General features: G+C 56.7%; 14 protein-coding genes. 2 read left to right on the top strand and 12 right to left on the bottom strand.

Going from position 1 to position 12,471, the window contains the following annotated elements:
• Positions 1–30 precede the first annotated feature (30 nt).
• The 8 genes from C1N84_RS11135 to rluE all read right to left on the bottom strand — a co-directional run bounded on the left by C1N84_RS11135 (position 31) and on the right by rluE (position 7,947).
• On the bottom strand, positions 31–1,152 hold the full coding sequence (locus C1N84_RS11135) for a ribosomal protein uL16 3-hydroxylase (protein WP_058776487.1): 1,122 nt from the start codon (positions 1,150–1,152) through the stop codon (positions 31–33).
• Positions 1,153–1,209: 57 nt separating this feature from the next.
• Positions 1,210–2,670: a two-component system sensor histidine kinase PhoQ gene (gene phoQ / locus C1N84_RS11130; RefSeq protein ID WP_264441375.1), complete on the bottom strand. Its 1,461-nt coding sequence runs from the start codon at positions 2,668–2,670 to the stop codon at positions 1,210–1,212.
• A gap of 3 nt (positions 2,671–2,673) precedes the next feature.
• A complete protein-coding gene (phoP, locus tag C1N84_RS11125) occupies positions 2,674–3,342 on the bottom strand; it encodes a two-component system response regulator PhoP (RefSeq protein ID WP_010617222.1) in 669 nt (222 codons plus the stop codon).
• Between the two features lie 173 nt (positions 3,343–3,515).
• Positions 3,516–4,886 (bottom strand): adenylosuccinate lyase, encoded by a 1,371-nt coding sequence (gene purB, locus C1N84_RS11120; protein WP_021506377.1) that lies wholly within the window; start codon positions 4,884–4,886, stop codon positions 3,516–3,518.
• A gap of 44 nt (positions 4,887–4,930) precedes the next feature.
• Complete coding sequence (gene hflD / locus C1N84_RS11115; RefSeq protein WP_264441373.1) at positions 4,931–5,572, bottom strand: high frequency lysogenization protein HflD; 642 nt, start codon at positions 5,570–5,572, stop codon at positions 4,931–4,933.
• A gap of 34 nt (positions 5,573–5,606) precedes the next feature.
• The gene (gene mnmA, locus C1N84_RS11110; protein ID WP_058780735.1) at positions 5,607–6,719 is read right to left on the bottom strand and encodes a tRNA 2-thiouridine(34) synthase MnmA; all 1,113 of its coding nucleotides are present in this window, start codon (positions 6,717–6,719) and stop codon (positions 5,607–5,609) included.
• Positions 6,720–6,760: 41 nt separating this feature from the next.
• The gene (locus tag C1N84_RS11105; protein WP_031279253.1) at positions 6,761–7,234 is read right to left on the bottom strand and encodes an NUDIX domain-containing protein; all 474 of its coding nucleotides are present in this window, start codon (positions 7,232–7,234) and stop codon (positions 6,761–6,763) included.
• Between the two features lie 44 nt (positions 7,235–7,278).
• Positions 7,279–7,947 carry a 23S rRNA pseudouridine(2457) synthase RluE gene (gene rluE, locus C1N84_RS11100; RefSeq protein WP_150058306.1) on the bottom strand — a complete coding sequence of 223 codons (669 nt, stop codon included), beginning with the start codon at positions 7,945–7,947 and terminating at the stop codon, positions 7,279–7,281.
• A 101-nt stretch (positions 7,948–8,048) separates the two neighbouring features.
• On the opposite strand from rluE, the gene icd reads away from it, so the two are divergent.
• A complete protein-coding gene (icd, locus tag C1N84_RS11095; protein WP_010617214.1) occupies positions 8,049–9,299 on the top strand; it encodes an NADP-dependent isocitrate dehydrogenase in 1,251 nt (416 codons plus the stop codon).
• Positions 9,300–9,420: 121 nt separating this feature from the next.
• Here the strand turns inward: icd and C1N84_RS11090 are convergent, their stop codons facing one another.
• The 3 genes from C1N84_RS11090 to C1N84_RS11080 form a co-directional block, all read right to left on the bottom strand.
• Positions 9,421–10,677, bottom strand: coding sequence for a mechanosensitive ion channel family protein (locus tag C1N84_RS11090; RefSeq protein ID WP_264441371.1), 1,257 nt, complete (start codon positions 10,675–10,677; stop codon positions 9,421–9,423).
• Between the two features lie 84 nt (positions 10,678–10,761).
• Entirely contained in the window at positions 10,762–11,154 is a 393-nt protein-coding gene (locus C1N84_RS11085; RefSeq protein WP_022548759.1) for a type II toxin-antitoxin system HicB family antitoxin, read from the bottom strand.
• A gap of 39 nt (positions 11,155–11,193) precedes the next feature.
• A complete protein-coding gene (locus tag C1N84_RS11080; RefSeq protein WP_058757609.1) occupies positions 11,194–11,376 on the bottom strand; it encodes a type II toxin-antitoxin system HicA family toxin in 183 nt (60 codons plus the stop codon).
• A 268-nt stretch (positions 11,377–11,644) separates the two neighbouring features.
• Between C1N84_RS11080 and C1N84_RS11075 the strand changes: the two genes are divergently transcribed.
• A complete protein-coding gene (locus C1N84_RS11075) occupies positions 11,645–11,842 on the top strand; it encodes a DUF6404 family protein (RefSeq protein WP_021506369.1) in 198 nt (65 codons plus the stop codon).
• A gap of 332 nt (positions 11,843–12,174) precedes the next feature.
• On the opposite strand, the gene C1N84_RS11070 is transcribed toward C1N84_RS11075, so the two are convergent.
• A complete protein-coding gene (locus tag C1N84_RS11070; protein WP_021506368.1) occupies positions 12,175–12,423 on the bottom strand; it encodes a DUF883 family protein in 249 nt (82 codons plus the stop codon).
• Between the last annotated feature and the right edge of the window lie 48 nt (positions 12,424–12,471).

The raw sequence follows: 12,471 nt of genomic DNA, 5'->3' as shown, positions 1-12,471 counted from the left end.
AGGGAAACGGGCGCAGAGGACCTGATCAACTCAATCAGCAAAAAACCAGTACCCGCTGTTCACCAGTGCCGCCAGCTGAGCCAGCAGCGAAGGGTCATCCAGCGCATCGCCGAAATCTTCCAGCGTCAATACGTGTTTGTGTGCCAGCGCAGCCAGTACCGACGGATGCGCGCACTCAACGCGCTCACCGTTGACGTACACCGCGTCGCCCAGCGTCAGCACGCGCAGGCCGCCGAGGCGCGTCAGCGCATCACCCTGCTGCAGCGCGTCATAAATCTCATCCGGCTGATACGGCGGTTCCGGCGGAGCCACATCCAGCTCGTGACGCGACTGGGAAATAAATTCGCCAAACCACTGGTTAAACTGCTCCGGCTGATTAATCACATCCAGCATCACCTTGCGGATCCCTTCTACTTCCGACGGCAGAATTTGCGATGGGCAGTCGCGCGCCGGCACATCCGGATCGCTGAAGCGGTAGCTGCCCAGCTCATGCGCCAGCATGTAGTCCGCAAAGCCGCTGATCAGCTCGCGTCCGTTAGGCGCGCGGAAGCCGACTGAATAGTTGAGCGCGTTCTCCAGCGAATAGCCCTCGTGCGGAAAACCCGGTGGAATATACAGAATGTCGCCCGGTTCCAGCTCTTCATCGATGATGGCGTCGAACGGTTCAACCTGCAGCAGGTCCGGATGCGGGCAGTGCTGTTTCATCGGCACTTTTTCGCCCACGCGCCAGCGACGGCGGCCTGTGCCCTGAATAATAAACACATCATATTGATCAAAGTGCGGGCCTACGCCGCCGCCGGGCACAGCGAACGAAATCATCAGGTCGTCGATACGCCAGTCGGGCAGAAAGCGGAACGGGCGCATCAGCGCAGCAGAAGGTTCATGCCAGTGGTTCACCGCCTGGACCAGCAGCGACCAGTTGCTTTCACCCAGGTGATCGTAGCTTTCAAACGGACCATGGCTGACCTGCCACTTGCCGTTGTTGTGGCTGACGAGGCGGCTGTCCACCTCGTTTTCCATTGCCAGACCGGCCAGCTCATCCGGAGAAATCGGATCAATGAAGTTTTTGAAACCCCGTTTCAGCACCACCGGGCGTTTTTGCCAGTAGCGCTGAATAAAGTCGGGCCAGTTGATGTCGAGCTGATAGTCCATGCGAGGATTCCGGTTAGGGCCATAATTGCTGCCAAGTATAACAGCCCGCGCCCGGTTCTACTCGCGGTGATGTTCAACTTCCTGCCGCTGAAAAATCACCTCCATGCGTGCGCCGCCGAGCGGGCTGGTCGTGGCGATTACCTGACCGGCATACTGCTCGAGAATATCGCGCACTACTGCCAGTCCCAGTCCCTGACCGGGACGCAGCGTATCGGCACGCTGGCCGCGCACAAAGATCAGATCGCGCTTGCTTTCGGGAATGCCGGGGCCGTCGTCGTCAATGAACAGATGCAGCGCGTTTTCCGTCTGGCGCGCGCTGACCTCAATAAATTCGAGGCAGTATTTGCAGGCGTTATCCAGCACGTTGCCCAGCACTTCCATAAAGTCATTTTGATCGCCGATAAAGGTCAGCTCCGGCGAAATATCCAGCGTGATCTCAACGCCCTTGCGCTGATACACCTTATTGAGCGCGGAACACAGGCTATCCAGCAGGGCCGAGACCGAGTGCAGATCGCGCTGCAGCGGGTTGTGATCCGCCTGCATGCTGGCGCGATGCAGGTAGTAGCCAATCTGCTGCGAGATGCGGCTGATCTGTTCGAGCATGACCGGCTCAGCCTGTTCGATGGTCAGCTCTTTGCCACCGCGCAGCGAGCGCAGCGTGCTTTGCAGCACCGCCAGCGGCGTTTTCAGGCTGTGCGTCAAATCCGACAGCGTGGTGCGATAGCGCGTGTAGCGCTGCCGTTCGTTGGTGAGCAACAAATTGAGGTTGCGCACCAGGCTGCGCAGCTCCTGTGGCGGGTTGTCGTCGAGATTTTCCCGGTGACCGGTTTCCAGCTCGCGCACCTGCGAAGTCAGGTGGCCAATCGGACGCAGGCTCCAGTGTGCCGCCAGCCACAGCAGCGGAATCACCAGCAGCAGATTGGCCGCCAGCACATAGCTAAACCACGACCACACCACGTCTGAGTGCTGCAGCTCCTGGGGGATCGAGTCCACCACCACAATGGTCAGCGCCGGCAGATTGGTGGTCGCGTCGTAGCGGTTGACCGCCACCGAGTGGGTGAAGGTGTCATTGCTGTCACTGTCCAGCGCGTGCAGCCGCTGCTGTGCCTGCGGATTGTTACCCATCGCCGCCATACTGGTACGATTGCTGGTATCGATCTCGTAAAAGTCTGGCTTCATCAGCCAGTCGCGGCGAATGTTTTTGCGGATTTCCGGCACGTCGCGCTGCTGCCACAGCAGCTTACCGTGCTCGTCATAGATGAACACCAGCGTCGGGAAATTGAGCGTCATGCGTTCCGGCTGGGCGATGGTGAGCTTGTTGTCTTTCCACTGCGCGAGGGTGAAGAACAAATTGCTCTCGCCGCGCATCACGCGATAGGTATTTTTATCAAAGCTGACCACGTAGCCAATAACCGCCACCATGCCATACGACAGCGACAAAAACAGCACGATCGCCGCCGTCGCCAGCAGAAAACGCGCGCGTAAGGAGAAAGGGCGCTGACGGCGGAACAGCTTCATAAATCAGAGATCAAAGCGGTATCCCTGGCCACGCACGGTGTTGATCACTTCGGTCGGGTGCAGCGCGAGAATTTTTTTGCGCAGCCGGCCCATCAGTACATCAATGGTATGGCTTTCGCGCAGTTCCGCATCGGGATACAGCTGCAGCATCAGCGAGTCTTTGCTGACCACTTTACCGGCATTGCGGATCAGCGTTTCAACAATGGTGTACTCAAACGCGGTCAGCTTGACCGGCGCGTCGTTCACCGTAAGCTCGCGGCGCGACAGGTCAACCTGGAACGGCGGCATGGAGATAATCTGCGAGGCGTGTCCGCTATTGCGACGCATCAGCGCCTGTAAGCGGGCGGCGACCTCTTCAATGTGGAACGGCTTGGTCACGTAGTCATCGGCACCGGCTTCCAGCGCTTCAACTTTCGCCTGCCAGCCTTCGCGCGCGGTCAGCACCAGAATCGGCTGACGAATGGCATCGCCACGCCAGCGGCGAATCAGCGACATGCCGTCTTCGTCGGGCAGGCCGAGATCGACCAGCGCGATATCGGGAATGTGTTCCTGCAGGAAATAGTCGGCTTCTTTGGCGTCTTCGGCGGCATCCACCTGATGACCCATGTCACGTAACTGGACTGCGAGGTGATGGCGCAGCAGGGCATTATCTTCCACAACCAGAACACGCATAGAATTTCCTTACCTTCAACTCAGTGATGATGGCGAAAAGTATACGCTACGCCAGCTAAACCGCAGATTAACACTCCGCTGTGATGCACTGGCAGGGGAACCTCAGCCACCACGTGACGTGCGTGACTGAGGTAACACCAACTTGCCATAGCCTGAGTTTTCAGAGCAAGGAATTACTTCAGGTCGTCAACCATCTGAATCGCGCGGCCGAGGTAGTTGGCTGGCGTCATCTGCTTCAGGCGCACTTTCTCTGCTTCCGGCAGCTCCAGGCTGTCGATAAACGCCTGCATACCGGCTGCGTCCACGCGCTTGCCGCGCGTCAGCTCTTTCAGCTTCTCGTACGGCTTTTCAATGCCGTAGCGGCGCATCACGGTCTGGATCGGCTCTGCCAGGACTTCCCAGTTGTGATCCAGCTCGTCCAGCAGGCGATCGCGGTTCACTTCCAGCTTGGAGATACCTTTCAGCGTGGCCTGATAGGCGATCAATGCGTAGCCGACGCCGACGCCGAGGTTACGCAGCACGGTAGAATCGGTCAGATCGCGCTGCCAGCGTGATACCGGCAGTTTACTGGCCAGGTGCTGCATTACCGCATTGGCCAGCCCCAGATTCCCTTCGGAGTTTTCGAAGTCGATAGGGTTAACCTTGTGCGGCATGGTTGAAGAGCCAATTTCGCCAGCAATGGTTTTCTGTTTGAAATGGTTCAGGGCGATGTAACCCCAGATGTCGCGGTCAAAATCAATCAGGATGGTATTGAAGCGCGCGATGCAGTCAAACAGCTCGGCGATGTAGTCATGCGGCTCGATCTGCGTGGTGTACGGGTTCCAGCTGATACCCAGCGAGGTCACAAACTGCTCGCTCAGCTGATGCCAGTCCACTTCCGGATACGCGGCGATATGCGCATTGTAGTTACCCACCGCGCCGTTGATTTTGCCCAGCACTTCCACCTTGCTCAGCTGACGCAGCTGGCGTTCCATGCGGTAGGCCACGTTGGCCATCTCTTTGCCCATGGTGGACGGCGTTGCCGGCTGACCGTGGGTGCGCGACAGCAGCGGAATGTCGCGATACTCCTGCGCCAGGCCCTTCACGGCGGTGATGATCTGGTTCCAGAACGGCACGATCACGTCGCGGCGTGCGGTTTCCAGCATCAGCGCGTGTGACAGGTTATTGATATCTTCGGAGGTGCAGGCGAAATGGATAAACTCAGACACCGCGTGCAGCGCCGGCACGTTGGCCACTTTCTCTTTCAGAAAATATTCGACGGCTTTCACGTCATGGTTGGTGGTGCGCTCAATGGTTTTGATGCGCGCCGCATCTTCTTCGCTGAAACCGGCGACAATTGCATCAAGGAAAGCGTTTGCGTCGGCATCAAATGCAGGAACTTCCTTGATCTCTGCGGTCGCGGCCAGTTTCTGTAACCAGCGAACTTCAACCTCAACGCGGAATTTCAGCAAACCGTACTCACTGAAAATCGCACGCAGCGGGCTGACTTTATCGCCGTAACGACCATCGACAGGTGAGACGGCGGTCAGAGAGGATAATTCCATCAGTGCAACTCCTGAATCGTTAACAATATAGGGCAGGGCGGCGCTTAATACGCCGGACCCAGCCGGGATAAAAGGGTTTTCGCTTCGCGCAGCAGACGCTGGCGCGCAAACATCAGCTGCAGACGACCGCCACCGACCTGCTGCCACAGCACCGCCGCGCGGATACCGGCCAGCAGCGCAGCGCGAACTTTACTCTGCACCTGCGAATTCTGCAGCACCTGCGGTGAGCCGGTCACCTGAATGCGCGGGCCGAGCGGGCTAATCACATCAACATAAATGCCGGCCATAGCGCTGGTGATGGTGTCTGATTCCAGTTCGTAATGCGCCAGCTGACGATCAAGCTGGCTGATGCGCTGTGCCAGGGTGTTTAGCGCGGTTTTGTTACCGTGCAGTTTACGCTCCAGCACCATCAGGCTCAGGGTGTAACGCGTCAGGTCGGCGCTGGCACCCTGCCGGCTGCCGCTGTTCAGCACCGCCATCAGTGCTTCCAGCCCGGGGCGCAGGTTGGCTTCATCGTTGCCAAACACCGCCAGCGTTGAGCCTGGATTTAAATCCAGCAGGCTGCGCAGCGACGCCTGCAGCGCCGCGTTGTTGCAGTGCCCCTGGTGTGCCAGCTGTTGCACCAGATGGGCTGCCTGGCAAACGCCGGCCAGCGCCAGCGTTATCTCATAATAGTTTTTAGCCACGCTTCACTCCTGTAGACGCGTCGGCAGTGCCGACTCAGGCCTCTGTCAGCGGCAGGCGCTGTTCAATAATACCGCCACCAAGGCACACGTCACCGAGGTAAAATACCGCGGACTGGCCCGGAGTGACGGCCGCGACCGGCTCATCGAAACGCACTTCAATGCGATCGTCGCCGTGCGGAATGATCTCGCAGGGAATGTCGCTCTGACGATAGCGGGTTTTCACCGTGCAGCGTAGCGCAGCGGTCACTGGCTGGCGATCGACCCAGTGCAGCTGCTGTGCTATCAGGCCCACCGACATCAGGCGCGGATGATCGCCGCCCTGTGCCACAATCAGCGTATTGCGCGCGACATCTTTGTCGACCACATACCACGGATCGTCATTGCTCTCTTTGCGTCCGCCGATGCCCAGCCCTTTACGCTGACCCAGGGTGTGATACATCAGCCCCTGGTGTTCACCGACCACTTCACCGTCAACGGTTTCGATGACGCCCGGCTGTGCCGGCAGGTAACGACCGAGGAAGTCGCGGAATTTACGCTCGCCGATAAAGCAAATACCGGTGGAGTCTTTTTTCTTCGCCGTAATCAGATCGAGCTGTTCGGCGATGCGGCGCACCTCAGGCTTCTCCAGTTCGCCGACCGGGAACAGGCTCTGTGCAATCTGCTGGTGGCTGAGCGTGTAGAGGAAATAGCTCTGATCTTTGTTGCCGTCGAGACCGCGCAGCAGCTGGCTGGTGCCGTCGACATCGGCACGGCGGACATAGTGGCCGGTGGCAATGTAGTCTGCGCCGAGATCGTCTGCAGCGAATTCGAGAAACGCTTTGAACTTGATCTCTTTGTTACACAGAATATCCGGGTTCGGCGTGCGTCCGGCCTTGTACTCTTCCAGAAAGTGCTCGAATACGTTGTCCCAGTACTCAGCGGCGAAATTGATTTTGTGCAGTTTGATGCCGAGCTTGTCACACACGGCCTGTGCGTCAGCCAGATCGTCAGCGGCGGTGCAATACTCCTCGCCATCGTCTTCCTCCCAGTTCTTCATGAACAGGCCTTCAACCTGATAGCCCTGCTGCTGCAGTAACCAGGCGGAAACGGAAGAATCGACGCCGCCGGACATCCCGACGATCACTTTTTTCTGGCTGTTGTCAGACATGACGCACTCTTGATTACGATAAAAACAGGCGGCGCATTCTATCACGCGGAAGCGTTGTGCGCACCCTCATGAAACGGCCACTGATACGGGGCTATCAGCTGCAGCGGATAGCGGGCCCCCTGCTGCCACAGCCGCACGCTTTCGGCCACCAGCGGCGAACGCAGCGTCTCTGCGCTGAGAATCTGCGCGGGCGACAGCCACCAGCAGCAGTCAATATCGCTGTCGTGTGGCGTGGTGGTCACGGTGGCGGGCAGATCGAGGCCAAACAGAAAACGCACAAAAGGTGTATGGTCCGGGGCGATCCACTGCTGCACGCCGAGAAAATAGTCGGGCTGCGCGCTGATGCCGGTCTCTTCGTACAGCTCACGTTGCGCGGCTTCCAGCAGCGTTTCATCGGCCTCAAGATGGCCGGCCGGCTGATTCCAGGTAACGCGGCCGTCAACGCGCTCTTCCACCACCAGTAATTTGCCCTGCGCGTGCACCATACAGGCGACGGTTACATGAGGTTTAAACATCGTTCCTCCCAAATAGTTAACCTGACGTTATCGAAATGTATGAACTACGTCCGGTCGCTGATGTCGCGCCATTCGCCCGGTGCCAAATCCTGCAGCTGGTAATCACCCATGGCAAAACGGATCAGGCGTAACGTTGGAAAGCCAATGTGCGCCGTCATCCTTCGGACCTGGCGATTGCGCCCTTCATACAGCGTGATTTTCAGCCAGCAGGTGGGGATAGCTTTGCGCTCGCGAATCGGCGGGGTGCGCGGCCACAGCCACGCGGGTTCAGGCACCACTTCTGCGCCCGCCGGCAACGCTGGACCATCGTTGAGGGTGATGCCACTGCGCAGGCGGGATAAATCTGATTCCTGCGGTACGCCTTCCACCTGAACGTAATAGATTTTGCCGGTGCGCTTGCCCGGCTGCGTCAGCTGCGCCTGCAGTGCGCCATCGTTGGTCAGAATCATCAACCCTTCGCTGTCGCGGTCGAGACGGCCTGCGGCATACACCTCGCTCACCGGCACAAAATCTTTCAGCGTGCGGCGGCCAGCCTCATCGCTGAACTGCGGCAGAACATCGAAAGGTTTGTTAAAGAGTATGACGCGACGCGGACCTTTTGGCCGCGTGTCACGCCGCGCGGGCTGGCGCGCCGGCGCAGCAGGGCGCTTATGCTGGTGAATTCGTTGAGAAGTTTTTCGCATGGGCTTTGCAGTTGGTAACAATCGGCGCATTATAGCGCGAAACTGCGGTGATTGGCGTGGCGGAAATATTCAAGTAGTATTGACGCGCATCTTACAAATCATTAACAAAAAATCGCTCGAAGGAGAGGTTAATGGAAAGCAAAGTAGTTGTTCCGGCGGAAGGTCAAAAAATCACCCTGGATCAGGGCAAACTGAATGTCCCGAATAACCCGATCATCCCCTACATTGAAGGTGACGGTATTGGGGTTGACGTTTCCCCGGTGATGCTGAAAGTGGTTGATGCCGCTGTGAAGAAAGCCTACAACGGCGAGCGAAAAATTTCCTGGATGGAAATTTACACCGGCGAAAAATCCGTCGAACTCTATGGCCAGGATGTCTGGCTGCCGCAGGAAACCCTCGATTTAATCAAAGAGTACCGCGTGGCCATTAAAGGCCCACTGACTACCCCGGTAGGTGGCGGTATTCGTTCCCTGAACGTGGCACTGCGCCAGGAACTGGATCTGTACGTGTGTCTGCGTCCGGTACGTTACTACAAAGGCACGCCAAGCCCGGTTAAACGTCCTGAAGATACCGACATGGTGATCTTCCGCGAAAACTCCGAAGATATCTATGCCGGTATCGAGTGGAAAGCCGGTACGCCGGAAGCGGACAAAGTGATCAAATTCCTGCGTGAAGAGATGGGCGTGAAGAAAATTCGCTTCCCGCAGCAGTGTGGTATTGGCGTGAAGCCGTGTTCAGAAGAGGGCACGAAACGTCTGGTGCGTGCCGCGGTTGAATACACCATCACCAATGACCGTGATTCCCTGACGCTGGTGCACAAAGGCAACATCATGAAGTTCACCGAAGGCTCTTTCAAAGACTGGGGCTACCAGCTGGTGAAAGAAGAGTTCGGCGGCGAGCTGATCGATGGCGGTCCGTGGATGAAGTTCAAAAACCCGAACACCGGTAAAGAGATCATCGTTAAAGATGTGATCGCCGACGCCTTCCTGCAGCAGATCCTGCTGCGTCCAGCCGAGTATGACGTTATCGCCTGTATGAACCTGAACGGTGACTACATTTCTGATGCCCTGGCGGCACAGGTAGGCGGTATTGGTATCGCACCGGGCGCCAACATCGGTGACGAGTGCGCACTGTTCGAAGCTACCCATGGTACTGCACCGAAGTATGCGGGCCAGGATAAAGTGAACCCTGGTTCCGTGATCCTGTCTGCAGAAATGATGCTGCGTCACCTGGAGTGGTTCGAAGCGGCTGACCTGATTGTTAAAGGCATGGAAGGCGCAATCGCTGCCAAAACCGTGACCTACGACTTTGAGCGTCTGATGGACGGCGCTAAGCTGCTGAAATGTTCAGAGTTTGGTGACGCGATCATCGCGAACATGTAATTTGCCCTGAGCAAATGCAACATGAAAGGGAGCCGCAGGGCTCCCTTTTTTTATGCTGGCAGCGGGAAGGACTTCTGTCACCGCCGGTTTGCCATGCATGACGACCGTGCGATGCGTGGCTTTATTCCGCCGGAGGCTGTAACTGACCGATCTGGCTATCGCGCGCCTGCGACAAACGCCAGAAATCATTGCCGGCCGGATGCTGGTAAATCCGCAGCGAAAACTGACCGACGATGGCGTAGATGAATTCAAATATCGCCGACTGGGAATTCTCGTAATCGACCCACAGCACCGAGGAGGTAAAGCAATAAACCTCTACCGGCAATCCCTCCGGTGAGGGTTTCATCGCGCGCACCACGATATACATATCTTTTTTTATATCGTCGCGCTGCGCCAGCCAGGCGGTAAGATAGTGACGGAACACCGTGAGGTTGGTAATGCCGTTTTCCGCAAACCAGCGGTCACCGACCACGCTGCTATCGCGGCCATCCATCAGGATTGAAAGCTGCTCACTGACGCCGCGAATCTGGCTCATCTGCTGCACCATTTGCTGATCGAGAAAGCGAATCGAGGTCTGGTCGAGATGAAAGCTGCGCATGATACGCCGCGCGCCGGAGGAGAACATCGCCTGCCAGTTGGTGTAGGTTTCGGTCAGGAAATTTTTGGTCGGGATCCGCGACAGCGTATTGTCCCAGTTGCGGATGGTAATGGTATGCAGAGCGATATCAATCACTTCACCGCTGATGCCGTTATCCGGCATTTCAATCCAGTCGCCAAGCTGCAGCACATCGTTCGATGACACCTGAATATTGGCCACCAGCGACAGCAGGGTGTGCTGAAACACTAACATCAATACCGCCGCGACCGCACCCAGACTGGAGATGATAATCACCGGCGATTTGTTCGACATGATAGCCAGAATCATGATGGCGGAAATGATGTGCACCAGAATCTTACCGATCTGGATATAGCCTTTTATCGAGTGGTTCTTGCGCTTCGACTTACGCGAATAGGAGTTATTAACGATCTCCAGCACTTCGTTAAAGAACAGCGACAGATAAACAAAAAACAGAATGCCGCAGATGGTTTTCACCGCGATCAGCAGATGCTCGGGCAAATCCGGCATAAACTGCAGCAGGTAATAGACGGTGATCACCGGAATAAAATTCGACAGCTTTTCTGAGAGCCGGACGTCTTTATCCAGCGGCACCTGGTTTTTATGCGTGCTAAAGAACACGCGGCGCACCACTTTTACCACGAAGAACTTACAGATCAGATGGGTGACCATGCCGGCAACCAGTAACAGCAGCAGGCTGAAGGTGGCGGCGAGCACTGTATTGCCTTCAATAAACGTTTGTATGTCGCGTAAGTAATTCATTTTAACCACATGCCGGCCGGTTGAGGCGGGAATTCAAACATAAAGCGGCCACGGACGATAAGCGACGCGTGCGCAATAGTGTTGCTACGAGACCAGCGCTTTGCGCGCCGCCTCGGCAAGAAAATGGCTGCGGCTGCTGTAGCGCGCGTTATTACTGACCATCTTATCGATCTTCTCAATCAGCAGATGCGGCATAGTGATATTGATGCGCTCGGATTTGCCCAGATAGCGGGTGACATCAATATCAACGTAGATCCACACGCCGGGCTGGCTAAATTCCTGCTGCCAGTGCTGCGCCGGCTCCGGAATCAACAAGCCTTTCTCCGCCATCAGTTCAAAGTGGGCATGCAGCGCAGATTGCGCATCCTGCAGCGTTTGCTCGGGCGTATCACCGGCAAAATAACAGCCGGTGACATCCGGGAAATAACCACTGGCCGAGCCGTCAGCGTCAATCTCTACCAAAGCGGGAAACAGCATCATGTCACCTCTGAGCAAGCGGAATAAAACCAGCATGGATCAATCCAGCCTGGCGTCTTTCAGAATCTGCATCAGCGTGCCTGTCTTCATATCCTTCTGCGGATGCGGCACGGTGATCAGATGAGCAAAATCCGGATGTGAGAACTGATGATGACTGCCGCGTATGCGCTCCAGCTTCCAGCCATTCTTTTGCAGCAGTTTAATCAGCGTCGCGCTCTTCATCGGACTTCCTGTAGGTGAAATTATACACACAATACACACTGATGCAAGGCGGTCTCTGCCATCACATCGGCGGGTCATGGCCAAACTAACCGGGACGGCCATGACAGGCACCCGTTGATGCTGCGTTCTGCGTGCTGTTTTCCACGGCTTTTTCCCGCTGCGATAGGGGTTTGCGTAAAACTTTGAAACAGTTAACATCCCGGCACTGGCGCGCGTGCCATTTGCTGGCTGAACCGCTATCTTCAGCCTTCATCAATCCGGAGGTGCTATGCAAGGTGTGATCAAGTTTGTAAAAGGCTGGCTGATTTTTTCCCTGCTGTGGGGCATTTTTATGTGGTTTGTATCCTGGCAGGCACAGGGCAAAACGCCGGGCATGATGATTGTCATGAGCCTGTATGCCGGTTTGATTTATCAGGCATTAATGACCATGGTGGCGCGTTACAAAGCGCGGCGCGCACAGGCCTGATTATTCACAACTGCCGACATAGCTTTGCGTCGCGCTGACGCTAATTTGCATGACATCCGGCAAGCTGAGCGCTCACTAATCAGCGTGTAAGGCGGGCAGGATGGGAAGAACGTTACTGACGGGATGGTTTTTATTGCTGCTATCACTGGCGGCCAGTGCACAATTACCGGTAGGGCCTGTGGTGATAGCGGGACAGCATGGGCGCCACCTTGCCGGGCACAGCAGTACGGCAGATGTCGCCGAAACGCCGGATGAACATATTCAGGAACGACGGGACGGCGTGCCGCAGCGGCATTGAGTATCGGGGCCGCACGGGCCCCGATCGCCGGGGATTATTTACGGCCCAGCAGGAAACCGACAATCACGCCGATGCTGGCGGCAACGGCCAGCCCGGTCGCCGGGTTGTCGCGTACCGATCTCACCACGCAGTCTGCTGCATCCTGCACCGCATAACTGGCCTGCGCCGGATAGCGTCGCGCGGCACCGCGTGCCTGATGGCGGCGTGAACCGGTGAACTCGCCAAATTTTTCCTGTACGGCACCCGCCGCTTCATTCAATTTTGCTTCCGCTTTATCGGTCATATTGACTCCCTGAGAGTGGTGAATGTCTCTTTCAGCGTAGACAGAGAA

The sequence above is a fragment of the Pantoea sp. SGAir0418 genome, from assembly GCF_043529865.1.
The sequence above is the reverse complement of the archived record's forward strand: the minus strand, read 5'-3'. Positions and strand labels throughout refer to the sequence as shown.

Coding starts and splice junctions, on each gene's coding strand:
- C1N84_RS11135 (WP_058776487.1), bottom strand. CDS start 1,152: ATGGACTATCAGCTCGACATCAACTGGCCCGACTTTATTCAGCGCTAC.
- phoQ (WP_264441375.1), bottom strand. CDS start 2,670: ATGAAGCTGTTCCGCCGTCAGCGCCCTTTCTCCTTACGCGCGCGTTTT.
- phoP (WP_010617222.1), bottom strand. CDS start 3,342: ATGCGTGTTCTGGTTGTGGAAGATAATGCCCTGCTGCGCCATCACCTC.
- purB (WP_021506377.1), bottom strand. CDS start 4,886: ATGGAATTATCCTCTCTGACCGCCGTCTCACCTGTCGATGGTCGTTAC.
- mnmA (WP_058780735.1), bottom strand. CDS start 6,719: ATGTCTGACAACAGCCAGAAAAAAGTGATCGTCGGGATGTCCGGCGGC.
- C1N84_RS11105 (WP_031279253.1), bottom strand. CDS start 7,234: ATGTTTAAACCTCATGTAACCGTCGCCTGTATGGTGCACGCGCAGGGC.
- rluE (WP_150058306.1), bottom strand. CDS start 7,947: ATGCGCCGATTGTTACCAACTGCAAAGCCCATGCGAAAAACTTCTCAA.
- icd (WP_010617214.1), top strand. CDS start 8,049: ATGGAAAGCAAAGTAGTTGTTCCGGCGGAAGGTCAAAAAATCACCCTG.
- C1N84_RS11090 (WP_264441371.1), bottom strand. CDS start 10,677: ATGAATTACTTACGCGACATACAAACGTTTATTGAAGGCAATACAGTG.
- C1N84_RS11085 (WP_022548759.1), bottom strand. CDS start 11,154: ATGCTGTTTCCCGCTTTGGTAGAGATTGACGCTGACGGCTCGGCCAGT.
- C1N84_RS11080 (WP_058757609.1), bottom strand. CDS start 11,376: ATGAAGAGCGCGACGCTGATTAAACTGCTGCAAAAGAATGGCTGGAAG.
- C1N84_RS11075 (WP_021506369.1), top strand. CDS start 11,645: ATGCAAGGTGTGATCAAGTTTGTAAAAGGCTGGCTGATTTTTTCCCTG.
- C1N84_RS11070 (WP_021506368.1), bottom strand. CDS start 12,423: ATGACCGATAAAGCGGAAGCAAAATTGAATGAAGCGGCGGGTGCCGTA.